Source organism: Vibrio sp. dhg (genome assembly GCF_003443775.1).
Taxonomy (GTDB): domain Bacteria; phylum Pseudomonadota; class Gammaproteobacteria; order Enterobacterales; family Vibrionaceae; genus Vibrio; species Vibrio natriegens.
Window position 1 is genome coordinate 987,819 of record NZ_CP028943.1, and the last position, 17,303, is coordinate 1,005,121.

Below are 17,303 nucleotides of genomic sequence, written 5' to 3' on the forward strand. Positions count from 1 at the left end.
GACGTCATATTTAAAGCAAGTCGCGAACCCGGTAGTAAGACATAGCCAGAACAAGTGCAGGGGTCCGGAGTAAACGTCCGCCGGGGAATGACATATGAGGCACTTTATCAAAAATGGCAAAGCGCTCAGAGGTGGCTGCAACACACTCGGCCATTAAAGTGCCTGCCAGGCCTGTTACCGCAATGCCATGGCCAGAGAACCCCTGTGCAAAATAAACATTGGGTTTTAGTCGGCCAAAGTGAGGGGCGCGATTCATGGTGATCGCCACGTTACCGCCCCACGCATAATCGATTTTAGCGTTAGTCAATTGAGGAAATATGCTTACCATCCGGTTGCGCATCGCCTTTTCTAAATTAAATGGTGCAACCCCAGAGTAGCTGACCCGTCCGCCAAATAGCATCCGGTTGTCACCGGAACAGCGGAAGTAGTCGAGTACAAAGTTGATGTCACTCGCCGCGATACGGTTTTTCATCAGTTTATTGGTTAGGTCTTCTTCAAGTGGTTCTGTGGCACAGATGTAGGTACCCACGGGCATGACTTTGTTTTCCAGCGAGCTTTCCAACCCTTCCATATAAGCATTACACGCAAGAATAACGTGATTCGCTTTCACCTCACCATGCTTGGTAAATAGAGTAGCAGGGTCGCCGTGCTCTATTTTAATCACCGCACTTTCTTCAAAGAACTGAGCTCCGGCGGCTTGGGCGGCATTAGTTAAGCCAAGCGTGTAGTTTAATGGGTGTAAGTGACCACTATTGCGATCAAGCATGCCGGATGTGTATTTGTCGCTATCAATATTCTCTCTGACTTGTTCTTTGTCCCACAGTTCAAGAGAGTCATATTGATAGCGTTCTGTCAGGTTGGCATACCATTCTTTTAGCTCTTTGTCATGACGCGATTTCATGCCCAAATGAACCATGCCATCCCGCCAATCACAGTCAATATTGTACTTTTTAATATTGTTTTTGGTCAGAGCGAGCGCTTCGATGGACAGTTCCCAAAGTTTCTTGGCGTCAGACTCACCGACCAGCTTTTCAAGTGTATGTTGCTCTGAAGCCCAGCCAAAAATTGCCTGTCCGCCACTGCGCCCTGATGCCCCCCAACCGACACGATTGGCTTCCAATACGATGACGCTATAGCCTTTGTTGGCGAGTTCCAATGCCGCTGTTGCTCCGGTTATACCAGATCCCACAATACACACATCGGCAACGTGGCTTCCTTTCAACGTAGGAAAGCGCAAATCTTGGTTTTTTGATGCAGCATAGTAAGAGAGGGTATGCTTCGTACTCATCTTGACATCCTTTTCTTCTAATCTTGATTCAATACTTATCGGTACCATTGGTATTCAAGTGGTGAAACTTGAGCCGAAAACCTTTCCTGCTCGTGTTTTTTGTTGGCGAGGTAAACTTTGCAAAGCTCTTCTCCAAAGCTGTTTTGCATAAATTCACTTGCTGAGAAGGCATGTAAAGCGCTGTCCCAAGAGCTTGGCAGAGTCGGCAGATCGAGCTGAGTTGCGTCTCCGTCTATTGGCGCTGGCGGTACCAGATTGTTTTCAATGCCGTCTAGGATGGATGCCAATAAAACAGACACAGTAAGATAAGGGTTAACATCGGCACCTGATAAACGGTGCTCGATTCGCTTGTCTTCTTCGCCGCTGGCTGGCACACGTACGGCAACCGTTCGGTTATCCCACCCCCATGAAGCATGCATTGGTACGAACATATTCGGTTGTAAGCGTCGATAGGAGTTGGCATTGGGAGCAAAAATCGCCATGCATTCATCCATGTGTTCTAAGACACCAGCAATGGCATTGAGCAGTAAATCGTCATTATACCCAAGCACGTTAATCCCATCGGCGTCCTGCAAGCTGATGTGAACGTGGCAACCGCTGCCTGCATATTCGGTATAAGGTTTAGCCATGAAGTTGGCATGAAATCCATGTTTCTTCGCTATCGCACGAACGACACGTTTTAGTAGCATGGCATGGTCACAAGCAAGCAATACATCGGTGGAATGTTTTAGGTTTACTTCAAATTGCCCCGGTGCATATTCGGCTGTGATGTTTTCTGCCGGAATGCCTTGTTCTTGACATGCGCTTACGATTTCATCCAAAAAAGTTTTAAATTCATCGAGTTCATCCAGTGAATAGACTTGCGTTTGTGTCATTCGCTCGCCGCTAACTGGCATCAGAGGGGGTTGTGGGCAGCCAGTATCATCGGTTTCAGGATCCTGCAAATAAAACTCTAACTCAACCGCGACACACGGATGAAAGCCTTTGCTTTTCAGTTTTTTTACTTGAAGATCGAGGACGTGTCTGGGGTCAGCAAAGAAAGGTTGGTTCGTCTCGGGCTCGTACATCGTAACGATGGCTTGGGCGCTATTCTCTTGCCACGGTACGACCTGCAATGAGTTTGGCACAATACGGCAAATACGGTCACCATCGCCTTTTTCAAATCCCAATCCGGTCTCTTCGACGGTTTCGCCGCAGATATCCAGTGCAAAAACGGACGCAGGCAAACAGATACCTTGCTCCAGGACTTTGCTGAGTTGGGCGGTGTTGATCCGTTTTCCCCTGACGACGCCGTTCATATCGAACAGAATCAAATCAATCGTCGTGATGTTTGGATTTTGTTCGATAAAATGAGCAATTTCTTGCTGCTCTTGCTTGGTTTTTAGTCGGTCAATGTTAATCGGTTGATTGGCAAGACTAGTCATATCCGCTGTGCCTCCTTGGCGTTAAACGTAATAATCCCTTGTTCTATATGGGCTCAGGAATGCCCCGCAGACAGCTTTACTTGCCTATTAAACATACACACATTGTTTAGAAAATTGCAACACATTTGTAACTTTAACCTCACCGATGCTGTATCTTGATATAAAATATTTAACAGATTGGTTGACTTTTGGGCGAGTTAGGCACAATGCTAAATAGGGCTTATTGATACATCCATGATTTTTGACGTGGGTTAGCAACGGGCGATTTTGTACTCAACCCGATTGGTTCGGTAGTTGGGATTAGAAAAACATACGAGTGTTATTTTGTTGTTCGCCGTTTTTGAGCGGACGCAAAGCTGTAAACATAAAGCTGTATTTCATGGACCGAAATTATTGCAAAGAAGGATTTATGGAAACATTCAAGAAATGGATTGAAGAAAACCGTATTACTGAAGTCGAGTGTCTTATCCCTGACATTACTGGTAACGCAAGAGGCAAAATTATGCCCGCCAAAAAATTTCTTCGAGAAGGAGGGATGCATCTTCCCGAAGTGATTTTTTTCCAGACGGTAAACGGTGACTGGCCAGACGATGAAAGCATGATTGATCTTACCGAGAAAGACATGAATCTCGAGCCAGATCCAAATACGGTTAGGTTAGTTCCATGGACAAAAGATCCAACAGGTCAGGTAATTCATGACTGTTTCACAGTGGATGGTGAGCCAGTAGAAGTTTCCCCAAGAGCGGTATTACATCGTGTTTTATCGTTCTACGAAAGAGAGGGTTGGAACCCAATAGTGGCCCCTGAGCTAGAGTTTTTCTTGGTTAAGAAAAATCTGGACTGGGACTATCCGCTTGAGCCGCCGATTGGTCGAAATGGGAGACCAGAAACGGCCAGACAATCCTTCAGTATCGATGCTGTGAATGAATTCGATCCTATTTTTGAAGATATGTATGACTTCTGTGAGGCGCAAGGCCTGGACGTTGATACATTAGTTCATGAATCGGGTGCCGCTCAGATGGAGTTGAACTTCGATCACGGTGAACCGTTAGATTTGGCAGATCAGGTGTTTCTCTTTAAACGCACGGTACGAGAAGCCGCATTGCGCCACGATGTTTATGCCACGTTTATGGCGAAACCAATGGAGCATGAACCTGGTAGTGCAATGCACATTCACCAAAGTTTGGTGGACGTGAACGGCAAGAACCTGTTCGCCAATGAAGACGGCTCTAACAGCGAACTCTTCCTCAATTATATTGCTGGCATGCAAAAATATACCCCGGCAGCGATTGCCTTTTTTGCGCCAAACGTCAATTCCTACCGTCGACTGGTCTTCGGCGAGTCAGCGCCTACCAACGTGGCTTGGGGAGAAGACAACCGCACGGTTGGGCTTCGAGTTCCGGTCTCTGATAAAAATGCCCGCCGGATTGAAAACCGTTACGCCGGTGCGGATGCAAACCCTTACTTAGCGATGGCATTGTCATTGGCCTGTGGCTACTTGGGTATGAAAGAAAAACTTACCCCGACACCGCAGAGTACAGGTGACATGACGACAGAACCTTACTCACTGCCTCATACATTGGAAGATGCGTTATTGCTGCTGGAAAACAGTAACGAGCTGAGAGAAATTCTCGGTGATCGATTTGTTTCTGCTTATGTGGCAATTAAGCGAAAAGAGTACAAAACGTTCTTTCAAGTTATCAGCTCTTGGGAGCGTGAGTTCTTACTCTTAAACGTATAAGTCAAACTTAATTACCAAGTGAAAGCTACTTTCTCCTAGCGAACGTTACCGTCGAACCATTTATCTTTGCGGATAAAGGGAAAGTAGTGCTCACGTTATTAATAAACCATGGAATGAAACTATGTCTAAATGGATTGAGCAAGATAGTGCACATTGCTTGCACCCTTTTACTAACTTCAAGGCGTTAAATGACAAAGGTTCTCGCATTATTAAGCGCGCGGAAGGGGTTTACATCTATGACGAGGATGACAACAAAATCCTCGACGGTATGGCGGGCTTATGGTGTGTGAATATGGGCTACAGCTGTCAGCCTCTTATTGATGCCGCGACAAAGCAAATGCAAGAATTGCCGTACTACAATTTGTTTTTCCAAACCGCACATCCACCAGCGGTAGAGCTTTCTACTTTATTGGCCGAGGTCACGCCAGAAGGCATGAACCATGTGTTCTATACGGGCTCAGGTTCTGAGTGTAATGACACGGTAGTGAGAATGGTTCGTCACTACTGGAGTAGCCTTGGTAAACCGCAAAAGCAAACCATCATCAGCCGTAAAAATGCTTACCACGGCAGCACTATGGCGGGGGCAAGTCTCGGCGGCATGTCTGCGATGCATGCGCAAGGTGGTCTTCCTTTACCTAACATCGTGCACATCGATCAACCTTACTATTTTGGTGAAGGAAATGGCGTCGATGAAACCGAATTTGGTTTAGAGCGTGCAAGGCAGCTAGAAGAGAAGATTCTAGAACTCGGTGAAGAAAATGTCGCTGCTTTTATTGCAGAGCCTATTCAAGGTGCTGGTGGCGTGATTATTCCACCGTCAAGCTACTGGCCTGAAATCCAACGTATTTGTGACAAATATGAAATTCTATTGATTGTTGATGAAGTGATTTGTGGCTTTGGCCGCACTGGCGAATGGTTCGCAAGTCAGACCTTCAACATAAAGCCAGATCTTATGTGTATGGCGAAAGGGATCACATCAGGTTACCTGCCGCTAGGTGGTGTGATGGTTCGTGATCATGTTGCCAAAGTACTCACCGATGCAGATACGGAATTCGCACACGGTTTTACTTACTCAGGTCATCCTGCTTCTTGTGCGGTTGCCATCGCCAACATTAAAGAGATGCAGCGTCTCAGCGTTGTTAATCAAGTACGAGAAGAGACCGGTCCATATTTTGCCAAACGTTGGGCAGAGCTCGCTGAGCACCCAATGGTTGGTGAAGCGCGTAGCGTTGGCCTGGTCGGTGCAATTGAGCTTGTTAAAGACAAACAAACCAAACAACGCTTCGATAAAGAGTTAGATGTGGGTACTCGTTGCCGCGACCATTGTTTTAACAGTGGCGTGGTATTGAGAGCCGTCGGAGACTCAATGATCTGTTCTCCACCACTGATTATCACTAAATCAGAAATAGACGAACTAGTTGCACTTGCAAAACTGGCTTTAGATAACACGCTCGCCGACGTTCAGCAGTAGCCGACGAGAACAATACCAAAACTCACCAAGGAATGGAGATCCAAATGGAGAAAATGAAGGTTTATTGTGGGGTAGCGTTGGGGATGACTCTTGGGTTCGCCCCGTTAACATCAATTGCTGCGGAAGACAAAGTACTCAATATCTATAACTGGTCTGATTATATAGCTGAAGATACCATCGCCAAATTTGAGCAGGAAACGGGTATCAAGGTTGTCTACGATGTTTTTGATTCTAATGAAGTCCTGGAAGCAAAAGTTCTATCAGGCAACACTGGCTTCGACCTTATTGTCCCGAGTAACGACTTTTTGGGCAGACAAGTAAAAGCGGGCGCTTTTCAGAAGCTGGATAAAGAAAAGCTCAGCAACTATAAAAACCTAGACCCAAAACTGATGGGAATCTTGTCAGACACCGTCGATCCTGAGAATGCTTATTCGGTGCCTTACCTCTGGGGTACAACAGGTATTGGCTACAACGTCGAGAAGGTCAAAGCGGCACTTGGAGAGGATGCTCCGGTCAACAGCTGGGATCTGGTGTTTAAACCAGAGAACATGGAAAAACTGGCGAAATGTGGTGTGGGCTTTTTGAATGCGCCATCAGAGATCATGGCGGCATCGCTGAACTACATTGGCAAAGATCCAAATAGTACGGATCCGAATGATTACAAAAAGGATGCGCTTGAGTTACTCAAAACTGTCCGTCCATATGTCACTTACTTCCACTCTTCGCAATACATTAATGACTTAGCCAATGGTGACATTTGTGTCGCGATCGGTTGGTCCGGAGATGTTCTTCAAGCGGCAGATCGGGCGGCAGAAGCGGATAACGGTGTTGAGATTGCTTACTCAATTCCGAAAGAGGGCGCTTTAGCTTGGTTTGATTTGATGGCCATTCCTAAAGATGCTAAGCATCCAGAAAATGCCCACCTTTTCATTAACTTCCTGTTAAGACCAGAAATCATCGCTGAAATCAGTAACTACGTTTGGTACGCGAATCCAAACCCGCCGTCACGTGAGTTTATTGATAGTGAGATTCTGGATGATCCAGGCATCTACCCTAATGAGGAAACACAAGAGAAGCTCTACAGCGCAAAAATGTTACCTCATAAAACCGCTCGTGCGATGACTCGTGCGTGGACTGATTTTGTTAAAAACTAGATAGAGACAAAGAGGTGACCCTAGGGTCGCCTCTTTTATGGAGAGTGCCATGACAGTGATGTCAATTTGTAATGATCTTCCTCATATGCATGTGGATTCTAACCCGCCAAAACCTTTATTAGAAATCAAAGGGCTCACCAAAAGCTTTGATGGTCACGTCGCCGTTGATGGTTTGGATTTGACGATCAATCAAGGTGAACTGTTTGCCCTGCTTGGCGCATCGGGCTGTGGAAAATCAACGTTGCTGAGAATGCTTGCTGGCTTCGAGCAACCTTCAGCAGGGCAGATTATTTTAGATGGAGAAGATCTTGCCGAGATACCTCCGTATCGTCGCCCGGTCAATATGATGTTCCAATCCTATGCGCTGTTTCCTCATATGACCGTTGCAGACAATATTGCATTTGGTTTAAAGCAGGACGGTATGTCACGCCAAGAAATCAATCAAACCGTCAAACAGATGCTAGAGCTGGTCCATATGTCTGACTATGCCAAACGCAAACCTCATCAACTTTCTGGTGGTCAGAAACAGCGTGTTGCACTGGCTCGTAGTTTAGCGAAAAAGCCAAAACTGCTGCTTCTGGATGAACCAATGGGCGCTTTAGATAAAAACTTAAGAGAAAAAATGCAACTCGAAGTGGTGGATATCTTAGAGCGTGTGGGGGTGACTTGTGTGATGGTGACACACGATCAAGAAGAAGCCATGACCATGGCCAGTCGAATGGCGATTATGAATAAAGGTCAGTTTGTGCAAATTGGCTCTCCAGAATCGATCTATGAGCACCCGAATTCGAAATTCTCTGCCAAGTTTGTCGGCACCGTAAATATCTTTGAAGGCATATTGGAAAATAATCAAAACGACAGTTGCACCGTCCGCAGTCAGGATCTTGAACACCCGATTTGTATTAATGAAGGCATTTCTGGTGTGACAGGGGTACCCGTGATGATTGCGGTTAGGCCAGAGAAAATGGCGTTGAGCACACATAGCAATCATTCGGTCAACAGCTGCACAGGGATCGTTGAAGATATTGCCTATATGGGTAATCAATCTATCTACCACGTGCGTTTACCGTCTGGAAAATTAGTCACGGCAACCTTACAAAATACCACTCGCTTGAGAAAAGACATGCCGACGTGGGAACAGAAGGTCACGCTAAGTTGGGAAATGGAAAGCTGCGTGGTACTTAAAATATGATAAAGAAAGCCAAACTCGATATCTGGCGTGTCATACCCACGCCCAAGTGCTTACTGCTTGCTGTCCCTTATGGATGGTTGTTACTGTTCTTCTTACTCCCATTTTTGATCGTATTTAAGATCAGCTTCGCCGAGGCTCAGGTCTCGATTCCTCCCTATTCTGAACTGCTCAGTTACGCCGAGCAGCAATTGCAGCTACTGCTGAATATCGGTAACTACGAATATTTGTTGGAAGATGATTTGTATGTGTCTTCCTATTTAGAGTCGATACGTATCGCATTCATTTCAACGTTACTGTGTTTAGTGGTCGGTTTTCCAATTGCCTGGGCTATTGTGCATTCAACGCCGTCGACGCGTAACGTCCTGCTGATGCTGATCATTCTGCCTTCATGGACGAGTTTTTTGATTCGAGTCTATGCCTGGATAGGTATCCTCAAAAACAATGGATTACTTAATAACGTGCTACTAACCATTGGGGCGATTGACGAGCCATTGAAGATATTGTATACCGACGTCGCCGTATATATCGGCATTGTGTATACCTATCTGCCTTTCATGGTTTTACCTTTGTACACCGCGCTGATGCGAGTCGATTATTCACTAATAGAAGCCTCGAGTGATTTAGGCGCGAAACCAATCACCACATTGTTTAGTGTTTTAATTCCTTTAACCCGCGCCGGTATTATCGCCGGTTCCATGCTGGTCTTTATTCCTGCGGTAGGGGAGTTTGTTATTCCTGAACTGCTCGGCGGGCCAGATTCAATACTAATCGGCAAAGTGTTATGGCAAGAGTTTTTCAATAACCGAGACTGGCCTGTTGCCTCGGCCGTTGCCACCACGATGTTACTCATACTAATGGTGCCAATTCTTTGGTTCCACCGTTATCAAAAACGTGAATTGGAGGTACAGGGATGAACGATATTCCAGTTTACAACAACAAATGGAAGTGGATGGTTTTAGGGTTAGGTTTTGCTTTCCTCTATTTACCCATTCTGATTTTGATTATTTATTCTTTTAATGAAAACCGCTTAGTGACCGTTTGGTCTGGGTTTTCTTTTAAGTGGTATTCAGAGTTATTTGACGATGACTTATTAATGGGCGGGGTAAAGCTGAGCTTGTTAATTGGTTTTCTCTCTGCCAGCGCCGCTGTGGTGCTGGGGACTATCGCGGCGTTTGTCCTGAATCGCTTCGGGAAATTTAGAGGTGAAACCGGATTCGCGTTTATGATCACGGCGCCGTTGGTGATGCCAGAAGTGATCACCGGCCTGTCTTTACTGCTACTCTTCATTGCGATGGGGCAAGTGTTTGATTTATTTAATCAACGCGGAATGATGACTATCTGGATTGCACATGTTACGTTTTGCACGGCTTACGTTACGGTAGTCGTTAGCTCCAGGTTACAAGAGGTCGATCGCTCAATTGAAGAGGCTGCAATGGATTTGGGGGCTCCGCCCTGGAAGGTCTTTCTGCAAATTACCTTACCCACGATTGCTCCTGCTATTGTTGCAGGCTGGTTGCTGGCGTTTACGTTATCACTCGATGACCTGGTGATTGCGAGTTTTGTATCTGGTCCGAGTGCTACAACGCTACCAATGGTGGTATTCTCCAGCGTTAGACTAGGCGTTAGTCCTAAAATTAATGCCCTCGCGACGTTGATTATTTTAGCGGTATCCTGTGCCACCTTTATTGCGTGGTGGGTACTCGCTAAAGCGGAGAAACGGCGATTACAAGAGGCAAAAATGAGCCAGCAGTAGAGGCATTCGCTGACAAATTAGGAGAGATACATGGATAGAGACATGGATGTAGGCAAGCAACTTAAGACGATCCGAACCATGCGTGGTTTATCCCAACGAGAGCTTGCGAAGAGAAGCGGCGTGACGAACTCCATGATCTCTCAAATTGAACAGAACCTTGTGAACCCTTCCGTTGGATCTCTAAAAAAGATACTGGAAGCGATTCCCATCTCAATGGGTGAGTTTTTCACTTTAGACGTTGAATGTGAGGACGACATCTTTTTTAGTCCGGAACAGATGACGGATTTAGGCGATGGCAAGATTAACCTGATGTTAGTGGGTGCGAAACGAGAAGGTCGCAAACTTGCTATATTGCATGAAGTCTACCCGCCAGGTGCTGATACCGGCACTGATTTCATGCAGCACGAAGGTGAAGAAGGCGGCGTGGTGATTCGTGGAGAAATAGAGATCACAGTAGGCAGTCGCACTCAGGTACTGAAAGCCGGTGATTCTTACTATTTTGAGACGCGTAAGCCACACCGATTTCGCAATAAAGGCAAGGTGGAGTGTGAGTTGATAAGCGCTTCGACGCCACCAACGTTTTAGATAATCGCTTTCGAAAAAATGGCCTCTGTTACGAGGCCATTTTTAATCACGGTGCATTTTTAGTCACGGTGAATGCGGTTATGAGACAAAAAGACTAATCAAGTTCGATCCATGTCGATTTGATTTCGGTGTATTTATCTAAGGCGTGTAAAGACTTATCTCTGCCGTTACCACTTTGTTTGTACCCGCCAAACGGCATTGTCATATCTCCACCATCCCAGTTGTTCACAAATACGGTACCGGCTCGTAGCGCGCGAGAGCATTTTACCGCAGTGGAAATATCGGAAGTCCACACGCCTGCAGCAAGGCCATATTCACTGTCGTTGGCAAGCTCGATCGCTTCATCAATCGTGTCGAATGTCGTCACACAAAGCACAGGACCAAATATCTCTTCTTTGAATATACGCATGTCAGGTGTTACGTCTGTGAAGACAGCAGGCTGAATAAAGTAGCCGCCTGTATGTTCAAGAACGGGTTGGCCACCAAATCGAAGTGTTGCACCTTCCTGTTTGCCTACCTCTATATAATCGAGTACGCGTTCAAACTGAGCTTTATCGACAATCGCGCCAACACGAGAGCTGTCGTTAAGAGGATCGCCAGGTTGCCATTTGTCCATGTTCTTCATTAGTAGATTGATGAATTGATCTTTGATGGATGAGTGAACCAAAAGACGAGAGCCAGCGGTACAGACTTCGCCCTGGTTATAGCAAATCGCACTTGCTGCGGTGGCAGCCGCTTTCTCAATATTTTTTACATCGTAATGGACAATATGAGGGCTCTTGCCTCCACATTCCATAAAGGTTCGCTTGAGGTTAGATTCACCAGCAAAGGTCAATAATTTCTTCCCGATAGCCGTAGAGCCAGTAAAAGTAATGCAGTCGACGTCGTTGTGAAGCGCTAGTGCTTGCCCTGCCTCATGACCAAAGCCTGGTAGAACTTGAAGTACACCGTCGGGAATCCCGGCTTGAGAAGCTAATTCTGCGAGTAAAATAGCGGTGAGAGGCGATTTTTCCGATGGTTTGATGATGACTGAGTTACCAGTGGCGAGTGCCGGGCCAATTTTCCAAGCCGCCATCACGGTAGGGAAGTTCCAAGGAACAATGGCGGCGACGACGCCTAAAGGCTCTCTTGTCACCAGCGCGAGCGCTTCTTCGGTCACGGGAGCGACTTCATCGTAAATTTTATCAATCGCTTCAGCGTTCCACTGTATGCATCGAGCGGTGGCTGGCGCATCGTATCCCATGGCATCAGAAATGGGTTTTCCCATATCTAAAGACTCCAGAAGAGCGAACTGTTCTTGGTGTTGTTCGATAAGCTTGGCGTAGTTGAGTAATACCGTTTTACGCTGCGCTGGTGGCAGTCCTGCCCACACTCGGGAATGAAAAGCATCACGCGCGGCTTTAACCGCAATCTCGACATCTTCCTCACGGCAACGCGCTACATGAGCGAGGTGTTTCCCCGTTGCTGGGTTAATAATCTCGAAGGTATCATCGCTGATAGCGTTAGTGAGTTTTCCGTTAATGTAGGCTTGTGTATTAAACCTCAACTCAGTGGCTTTATCATGCCAGTTTGTAGTGTCCATTCTGTGTCCTTATTCCTTTTATGTCTTTGTATTCCTGATGAAGTGCTAAACCTGCTTAGCGATTAAATATGCAAAGAAGGTTTAACGCTGTTTTCTCTCCATTGCGTTAAAGTTAAAAAATCGTGCTTGAATCGAGCTAATTGATAGCCGTGAACGAAAAGTTTGATAAATAAACTAATCAAAACGTAGATAGTGAATGTAGAGAAATCAACAAAGTGTTCAGTATTTTATGATTTTTAGATATAAAAACTGCGTATTTAGTCTATCTTGTTAAATATTGGGGTTCGTTAATTGAATAACGGTCTTGGAATAGATGACGTGCGATTTGATACTAGAATGAAAAGTATCGCCGCTTGATGATCGAACGGTTTAAAATCAAGTGAAATGTAAATTCAAGGATGATAGGTGAATAATGAAAATTGGGATAATAACCTGCGGATATGTCGATCCACCTTTGTCTGATGGCCACGGCCAATATGCAGATATGATTGAAAGCGCTTTTGCTAGTGTGAATGACGCGATGACGTTTCAAAATTTTGATGCGATAAAAGGTGAGTTACCAAGTTTTGATGAGTGCCACGGTTTTATTATTACCGGTAGTGTGCACAACGCTTATGACGATTTGCCATGGATTCTGGATTTAGCTGATTGGATTCGTTGCTGTGAAGCAAGAAGAAAACCACTGGTCGGGATTTGTTTCGGACATCAGTTAATTGCCAGAGCACTTGGTGGGGTGGTTAAAAAGTCTGAGAAAGGTTGGGGTTTGGGCAGTTATGAGGTAAAAGTCGTGGCACTTAAGAAATGGATGAATCTTGCCATTGACAGTGCGCGTATGCTGGTAAGCCACCAAGATCAGGTGGTGATTGTACCCAAAGAGATGAGCGTAATCGCAGGAAACGATTTTTGTCCTAACTTCATGCTGGTCAAAGACAATCATATTTTAACCGTACAAGGTCATCCCGAATTCAGCTCCGAGTTTACCGAGCTACTGGTGAGAAAGCGCCAACATCTGTTGTCTGAACGTCAGTATGAGGATGCGTTTGCTCAGTTGAAAAAGCCTAACGATTCCGCGCTTTTTTTGCATTGGATGGACGCGTTCTTTACGCGTGATCAGCAAAGGATAGGCTCTGAGGAAATGCAGAAAGTCGGCTAATAAAGAATGGTTTACCATTGTGACCGCGGCATTCTATATCAGCATTATTAATGATTCGAATGTCGTTGGTTACAGATGACGACAAAGGCCTTACAGTGAGAAACTGCTTAAACTCGCTAGCTATCTTTTACTTCTCACTTCAACCTCTCTTTAGCTGCGCACGTCTTTACTCTATAATCCCTGCGTTTTATTCGGTACTTAACCATTTTCTCCCGGGATATTTTCATGATTTCAAAAAACCAATTAAAACTGCTTCGTGCTTTGGGACAAAAGAAGCAACGTAAAGCACACGGCTTATTTCTGGTTCAGGGTGAAAAGAACGTACTGGAGCTAGCAACGAGTTCGTTAACGGTGAAACAGATTTTTGCTACAGCTGAATTTCTTGAACAGCACCGCCAAGATCTTGGTCAGTTCGATTGTATCGAAGCATCATTGGATGATTTGACCAAAGCAAGCACACTGGTCAGTAACAACGCGGCAATTGCGGTCGTAGAAATTCCAAGTACAAAAGTGCCTCAGGCAAAAGGTCTGATGATTGCACTAGATGGTGTGTCTGACCCAGGTAACTTAGGTACCATCATTCGCGTAGCGGATTGGTACGGCATTAAGCACATTGTCGCGAGTTCGGACTGTGCGGATCCGTACAACCCTAAAACCATTAGTGCGACGATGGGCAGCTTTGGCCGAGTTCAGGTTAGCCTTGTTGACCTGCCAAGCTACTTAGAGCAAGCGAACTTGCCAGTCTACGGCGCGTTTCTGGAAGGGGAAAGCGTACATAAAACCGATTTCTCTGCCGAAGGTATCTTACTGATGGGCAGTGAATCACACGGTGTGCGTGAAGAAGCGTCGAAATTCGTGACTGACAAAATCACCATTCCAGCTTTTGGTGGCGCAGAGTCGCTTAACGTTGCCATGGCGACGGGCATTATTCTGGACAACATGCGTCGTCAACACAGCTAATTGAGCTGAATTGAGACACAAAAAAAGCGTAACAACTTCGGTTGTTACGCTTTTTCCGTTTTGGATGCTTTTATTTTTCCAACATATCTAGCTTGTTTGGCACGCCATTCCATTTCTCAGCGTCTTCCATTGCTGGTTTTACCTCAGTCTGTACTGGCCAAATCTCAGCAAGCTCTGCATTTAATGCCGTATAGATTTGTTGATCTTCTGGGACTTCATCTTCCTGAAAAATCGCATGAGCGTCACACTCGTCGACACACAAGCCGCAGTCGATACACTCTATTGGGTTGATTACCATGAAGTTTGGCCCTTCGTGAAAGGCATCAGCCGGGCACACTGCGACACAGTCAGTGTATTTACATTGGATACAGTTATCGGTTACGACAAATGCCATGATAATCCGCTCTTAAGTTAGTCAAAATCAAAGAAAGGGGATAATACTCGTCCCAAGGTAAAATTCAACATTCGATAGGTTAAATAGCCCCTCTCACTTTGATTTAGTATGACAGACAATTCAATTTCTCGTAAAATGCGCGCCATTGTGAGCTGACCCTGTATTTCGCAGGGTTTTGGCTAAGACACCAACTACCCGAGACATCGATATGATTCGTATTAATGAAATTAGACTTCCTCTTGATCATAAGGAAGGCGCGCTATTAGACGCGATCACTAAAAAGCTTGGCATTCCTGCTGAGAAAGTTATCTCCTTTAACGTCTTTAGACGCGGCTACGATGCTCGTAAGAAAACGAATATTCAGCTTATCTACACGCTAGACATCATTGTTGAAGGTGATGAAACGGCGCTGCTAGAGAAGTTTACGAAAGACCCACATGTTCGCCAAACTCCAGATATGGAATACAAATTTGTCGCGAAAGCACCTGAAAACCTAAAAGAACGCCCTGTGGTCATCGGCTTCGGTCCTTGTGGTCTGTTTGCTGGTCTGGTTTTGGCTCAAATGGGCTTTAACCCAATCATTGTTGAGCGTGGTAAAGAAGTACGTGAACGTACTAAAGATACGTTCGGTTTTTGGCGTAAGCGTGCTCTAAATACGGAGTCAAACGTGCAGTTTGGTGAGGGCGGCGCAGGTACGTTCTCTGACGGCAAGCTTTACAGTCAGGTAAAAGATCCAAACTTCTACGGCCGTAAAGTGATCACTGAATTTGTCGATGCGGGTGCACCAGAAGAAATTCTTTACGTAAGTAAGCCGCACATCGGTACCTTTAAACTGGTTACGATGATCGAGAAAATGCGCGCGAAAATCATCGAACTGGGTGGTGAAATCCGCTTTAGCACACGTGTGGATGATCTTCACATGGAAGATGGTCAGATTACGGGTGTAACGCTATCTAATGGCGAAGAAATTAAGTCTCGCCACATCGTTCTTGCGGTTGGCCATAGTGCTCGTGACACTTTTGAAATGTTGCATGATCGTGGTGTTTACATGGAAGCAAAACCATTCTCGGTTGGTTTCCGTATTGAGCACAAGCAATCGATGATTGATGAAGCGCGCTTTGGTCCAAATGCAGGTAACCCGATTCTTGGCGCTGCGGATTACAAACTGGTGCACCACTGTAAGAATGGCCGTACTGTTTACAGCTTCTGTATGTGTCCGGGCGGTACTGTAGTTGCGGCTACGTCAGAAGAAGGCCGCGTAGTAACCAACGGTATGAGCCAATACTCTCGTTCAGAGCGTAACGCAAACAGTGCGATTGTAGTGGGTATCTCTCCAGAGCAAGATTACCCGGGTGATCCGCTTGCAGGTATTCGCCTGCAGCGTGAATTGGAATCTGGCGCATACAAGCTAGGTGGTGAGACGTACGATGCACCAGCGCAGAAGATTGGTGATTTCCTTAAAGGTCGCGATCCAAGTGAGTTGGGTGATGTGGAACCATCATTCACACCGGGCATTAAACTGACTGATTTGTCGAAAGCACTACCACCGTTCGCAATTGAAGCGATTCGTGAAGCGATCCCAGCTTTTGACCGCAAGATCAAAGGATTTGCTTCAGACGATGGCTTGTTGACGGGTGTAGAAACGCGTACCTCTTCACCAGTATGTATTAAACGTGGCAAAGACTTCCAGAGCATCAACTTGAAGGGGTTCTATCCTGCGGGTGAAGGTGCTGGTTATGCTGGTGGCATTTTGTCTGCTGGTATCGACGGTATCAAAGTCGCGGAAGCCGTGGCGCGTGATATCGTTGCTGCGATGGAAAACGCTTAATTTCTAAGTCGCTTGATTAAGTGAATAAAGCCAGTCAGTCTCTCTGACTGGCTTTTTTGTATTTAGTTTACTTGTTCCGTTACCTCGTTCACTACCTCTACACATGCAATAAAAAGCAGCGTATTTATGCTCATTCGGTTTAGTTAATGGTATGGAAAATAATGGCTAAGAGAGGAGTGAATGACATAAATATGCAACTGCGTTTTTGTTGGTTTCGTCACTCTGTTAATTGGTGGAAAGATCAATAGTCTAGCCCTATGAGCAAAATTGGCACTTTCCATTTAGTAAAATCAAAAAATTAGACGACACTTATCTTAAGGCCGCAAGAATATGGTTCTAAGGAGATAAGAATGCGATCATTAAAAGTAAAAGATTACATGACGTTGCAAGCAGTGACTTTCACCAAAGACATGTCGCTTTCGGCTGCTTTGAACAAGGTAATAAAAAGTGTCACTCTCGGTGGTCCTGTTATCGATGAGAATAAAAAGGTAGTGGGATTCTTATCAGAACAGGACTTGTTGGATAAGTTGGTTAAAGCGAGTTATCACTGCCAAGACACGCACACGGTTCAGGAATGCATGCACCAGGATGTACTTTCTGTGTCGCCTGAAATGTCGATTATTGAGTTAGCGGATATGATGAAAGTGGGTAAGCCTAAGGTATATCCAGTTGTTGATGACAAGGGAAAACTGGTTGGCATTATTACCAGACGTGATGTTTTGAGAGCATTGGGTGTAACACTCAACGAGTGCTTCATGCATCCGGTATAGTCAGTTAA

General features: G+C 45.5%; 15 protein-coding genes. 11 read left to right on the top strand and 4 right to left on the bottom strand.

Annotated features, from left to right (window positions below; genetic code table 11):
• Nucleotides 1-10: 10 nt before the first annotated feature.
• Nucleotides 11-1,288 carry an FAD-binding oxidoreductase gene (locus DBX26_RS04660; RefSeq protein WP_020332828.1) on the bottom strand — a complete coding sequence of 426 codons (1,278 nt, stop codon included), beginning with the start codon at nucleotides 1,286-1,288 and terminating at the stop codon, nucleotides 11-13.
• A 35-nt stretch (nucleotides 1,289-1,323) separates the two neighbouring features.
• A complete protein-coding gene (locus tag DBX26_RS04665) occupies nucleotides 1,324-2,712 on the bottom strand; it encodes a glutamine synthetase family protein (protein WP_014231254.1) in 1,389 nt (462 codons plus the stop codon).
• Between the two features lie 409 nt (nucleotides 2,713-3,121).
• Between DBX26_RS04665 and DBX26_RS04670 the strand changes: the two genes are divergently transcribed.
• The 7 genes from DBX26_RS04670 to DBX26_RS04700 all read left to right on the top strand — a co-directional run bounded on the left by DBX26_RS04670 (nucleotide 3,122) and on the right by DBX26_RS04700 (nucleotide 10,608).
• Nucleotides 3,122-4,453, top strand: a complete 1,332-nt coding sequence (locus DBX26_RS04670) for a glutamine synthetase family protein (RefSeq protein WP_118118018.1) — start codon at nucleotides 3,122-3,124, stop codon at nucleotides 4,451-4,453.
• A 121-nt stretch (nucleotides 4,454-4,574) separates the two neighbouring features.
• Entirely contained in the window at nucleotides 4,575-5,924 is a 1,350-nt protein-coding gene (locus tag DBX26_RS04675) for an aspartate aminotransferase family protein (protein ID WP_020332830.1), read from the top strand.
• A gap of 44 nt (nucleotides 5,925-5,968) precedes the next feature.
• Nucleotides 5,969-7,078 (top strand): extracellular solute-binding protein, encoded by a 1,110-nt coding sequence (locus DBX26_RS04680; RefSeq protein WP_065299361.1) that lies wholly within the window; start codon nucleotides 5,969-5,971, stop codon nucleotides 7,076-7,078.
• 49 nt (nucleotides 7,079-7,127) lie between these two features.
• Entirely contained in the window at nucleotides 7,128-8,270 is a 1,143-nt protein-coding gene (gene potG / locus DBX26_RS04685; RefSeq protein ID WP_065296570.1) for a putrescine ABC transporter ATP-binding subunit PotG, read from the top strand.
• Nucleotides 8,267-9,184, top strand: coding sequence for a putrescine ABC transporter permease PotH (gene potH, locus DBX26_RS04690; protein WP_118118020.1), 918 nt, complete (start codon nucleotides 8,267-8,269; stop codon nucleotides 9,182-9,184). Before potG ends, potH begins: the two co-directional genes overlap by 4 nt.
• Nucleotides 9,181-10,023, top strand: a complete 843-nt coding sequence (locus DBX26_RS04695; protein WP_014231260.1) for an ABC transporter permease subunit — start codon at nucleotides 9,181-9,183, stop codon at nucleotides 10,021-10,023. Before potH ends, DBX26_RS04695 begins: the two co-directional genes overlap by 4 nt.
• A 42-nt stretch (nucleotides 10,024-10,065) precedes the next feature.
• Entirely contained in the window at nucleotides 10,066-10,608 is a 543-nt protein-coding gene (locus tag DBX26_RS04700; protein ID WP_118119749.1) for a cupin domain-containing protein, read from the top strand.
• 94 nt (nucleotides 10,609-10,702) lie between these two features.
• Here DBX26_RS04700 and DBX26_RS04705 read toward each other — a convergent pair whose 3' ends face one another.
• Entirely contained in the window at nucleotides 10,703-12,190 is a 1,488-nt protein-coding gene (locus DBX26_RS04705) for an aldehyde dehydrogenase (protein WP_065296572.1), read from the bottom strand.
• A gap of 412 nt (nucleotides 12,191-12,602) precedes the next feature.
• On the opposite strand from DBX26_RS04705, the gene DBX26_RS04710 reads away from it, so the two are divergent.
• Together DBX26_RS04710 and DBX26_RS04715 are read left to right on the top strand one after the other, a co-directional pair.
• The gene (locus DBX26_RS04710) at nucleotides 12,603-13,343 is read left to right on the top strand and encodes a GMP synthase (protein ID WP_020332835.1); all 741 of its coding nucleotides are present in this window, start codon (nucleotides 12,603-12,605) and stop codon (nucleotides 13,341-13,343) included.
• Nucleotides 13,344-13,568: 225 nt separating this feature from the next.
• Nucleotides 13,569-14,303, top strand: coding sequence for an RNA methyltransferase (locus DBX26_RS04715; RefSeq protein ID WP_065296573.1), 735 nt, complete (start codon nucleotides 13,569-13,571; stop codon nucleotides 14,301-14,303).
• A gap of 70 nt (nucleotides 14,304-14,373) precedes the next feature.
• On the opposite strand, the gene fdxA is transcribed toward DBX26_RS04715, so the two are convergent.
• Complete coding sequence (fdxA, locus tag DBX26_RS04720; protein ID WP_014231265.1) at nucleotides 14,374-14,697, bottom strand: ferredoxin FdxA; 324 nt, start codon at nucleotides 14,695-14,697, stop codon at nucleotides 14,374-14,376.
• A 208-nt stretch (nucleotides 14,698-14,905) separates the two neighbouring features.
• On the opposite strand from fdxA, the gene DBX26_RS04725 reads away from it, so the two are divergent.
• The gene (locus DBX26_RS04725; protein WP_118118022.1) at nucleotides 14,906-16,525 is read left to right on the top strand and encodes an NAD(P)/FAD-dependent oxidoreductase; all 1,620 of its coding nucleotides are present in this window, start codon (nucleotides 14,906-14,908) and stop codon (nucleotides 16,523-16,525) included.
• A gap of 350 nt (nucleotides 16,526-16,875) precedes the next feature.
• The gene (locus DBX26_RS04730; protein WP_014231267.1) at nucleotides 16,876-17,295 is read left to right on the top strand and encodes a CBS domain-containing protein; all 420 of its coding nucleotides are present in this window, start codon (nucleotides 16,876-16,878) and stop codon (nucleotides 17,293-17,295) included.
• The last annotated feature ends 8 nt before the right edge of the window (nucleotides 17,296-17,303 follow it).

What these genes read in the sequence shown, in the direction of transcription:
- DBX26_RS04660 (WP_020332828.1), bottom strand. Translation starts at nt 1,288, where the DNA reads ATGAGTACGAAGCATACCCTCTCTTACTATGCTGCATCAAAAAACCAA.
- DBX26_RS04665 (WP_014231254.1), bottom strand. Translation starts at nt 2,712, where the DNA reads ATGACTAGTCTTGCCAATCAACCGATTAACATTGACCGACTAAAAACC.
- DBX26_RS04670 (WP_118118018.1), top strand. Translation starts at nt 3,122, where the DNA reads ATGGAAACATTCAAGAAATGGATTGAAGAAAACCGTATTACTGAAGTC.
- DBX26_RS04675 (WP_020332830.1), top strand. Translation starts at nt 4,575, where the DNA reads ATGTCTAAATGGATTGAGCAAGATAGTGCACATTGCTTGCACCCTTTT.
- DBX26_RS04680 (WP_065299361.1), top strand. Translation starts at nt 5,969, where the DNA reads ATGGAGAAAATGAAGGTTTATTGTGGGGTAGCGTTGGGGATGACTCTT.
- potG (WP_065296570.1), top strand. Translation starts at nt 7,128, where the DNA reads ATGACAGTGATGTCAATTTGTAATGATCTTCCTCATATGCATGTGGAT.
- potH (WP_118118020.1), top strand. Translation starts at nt 8,267, where the DNA reads ATGATAAAGAAAGCCAAACTCGATATCTGGCGTGTCATACCCACGCCC.
- DBX26_RS04695 (WP_014231260.1), top strand. Translation starts at nt 9,181, where the DNA reads ATGAACGATATTCCAGTTTACAACAACAAATGGAAGTGGATGGTTTTA.
- DBX26_RS04700 (WP_118119749.1), top strand. Translation starts at nt 10,066, where the DNA reads ATGGATGTAGGCAAGCAACTTAAGACGATCCGAACCATGCGTGGTTTA.
- DBX26_RS04705 (WP_065296572.1), bottom strand. Translation starts at nt 12,190, where the DNA reads ATGGACACTACAAACTGGCATGATAAAGCCACTGAGTTGAGGTTTAAT.
- DBX26_RS04710 (WP_020332835.1), top strand. Translation starts at nt 12,603, where the DNA reads ATGAAAATTGGGATAATAACCTGCGGATATGTCGATCCACCTTTGTCT.
- DBX26_RS04715 (WP_065296573.1), top strand. Translation starts at nt 13,569, where the DNA reads ATGATTTCAAAAAACCAATTAAAACTGCTTCGTGCTTTGGGACAAAAG.
- fdxA (WP_014231265.1), bottom strand. Translation starts at nt 14,697, where the DNA reads ATGGCATTTGTCGTAACCGATAACTGTATCCAATGTAAATACACTGAC.
- DBX26_RS04725 (WP_118118022.1), top strand. Translation starts at nt 14,906, where the DNA reads ATGATTCGTATTAATGAAATTAGACTTCCTCTTGATCATAAGGAAGGC.
- DBX26_RS04730 (WP_014231267.1), top strand. Translation starts at nt 16,876, where the DNA reads ATGCGATCATTAAAAGTAAAAGATTACATGACGTTGCAAGCAGTGACT.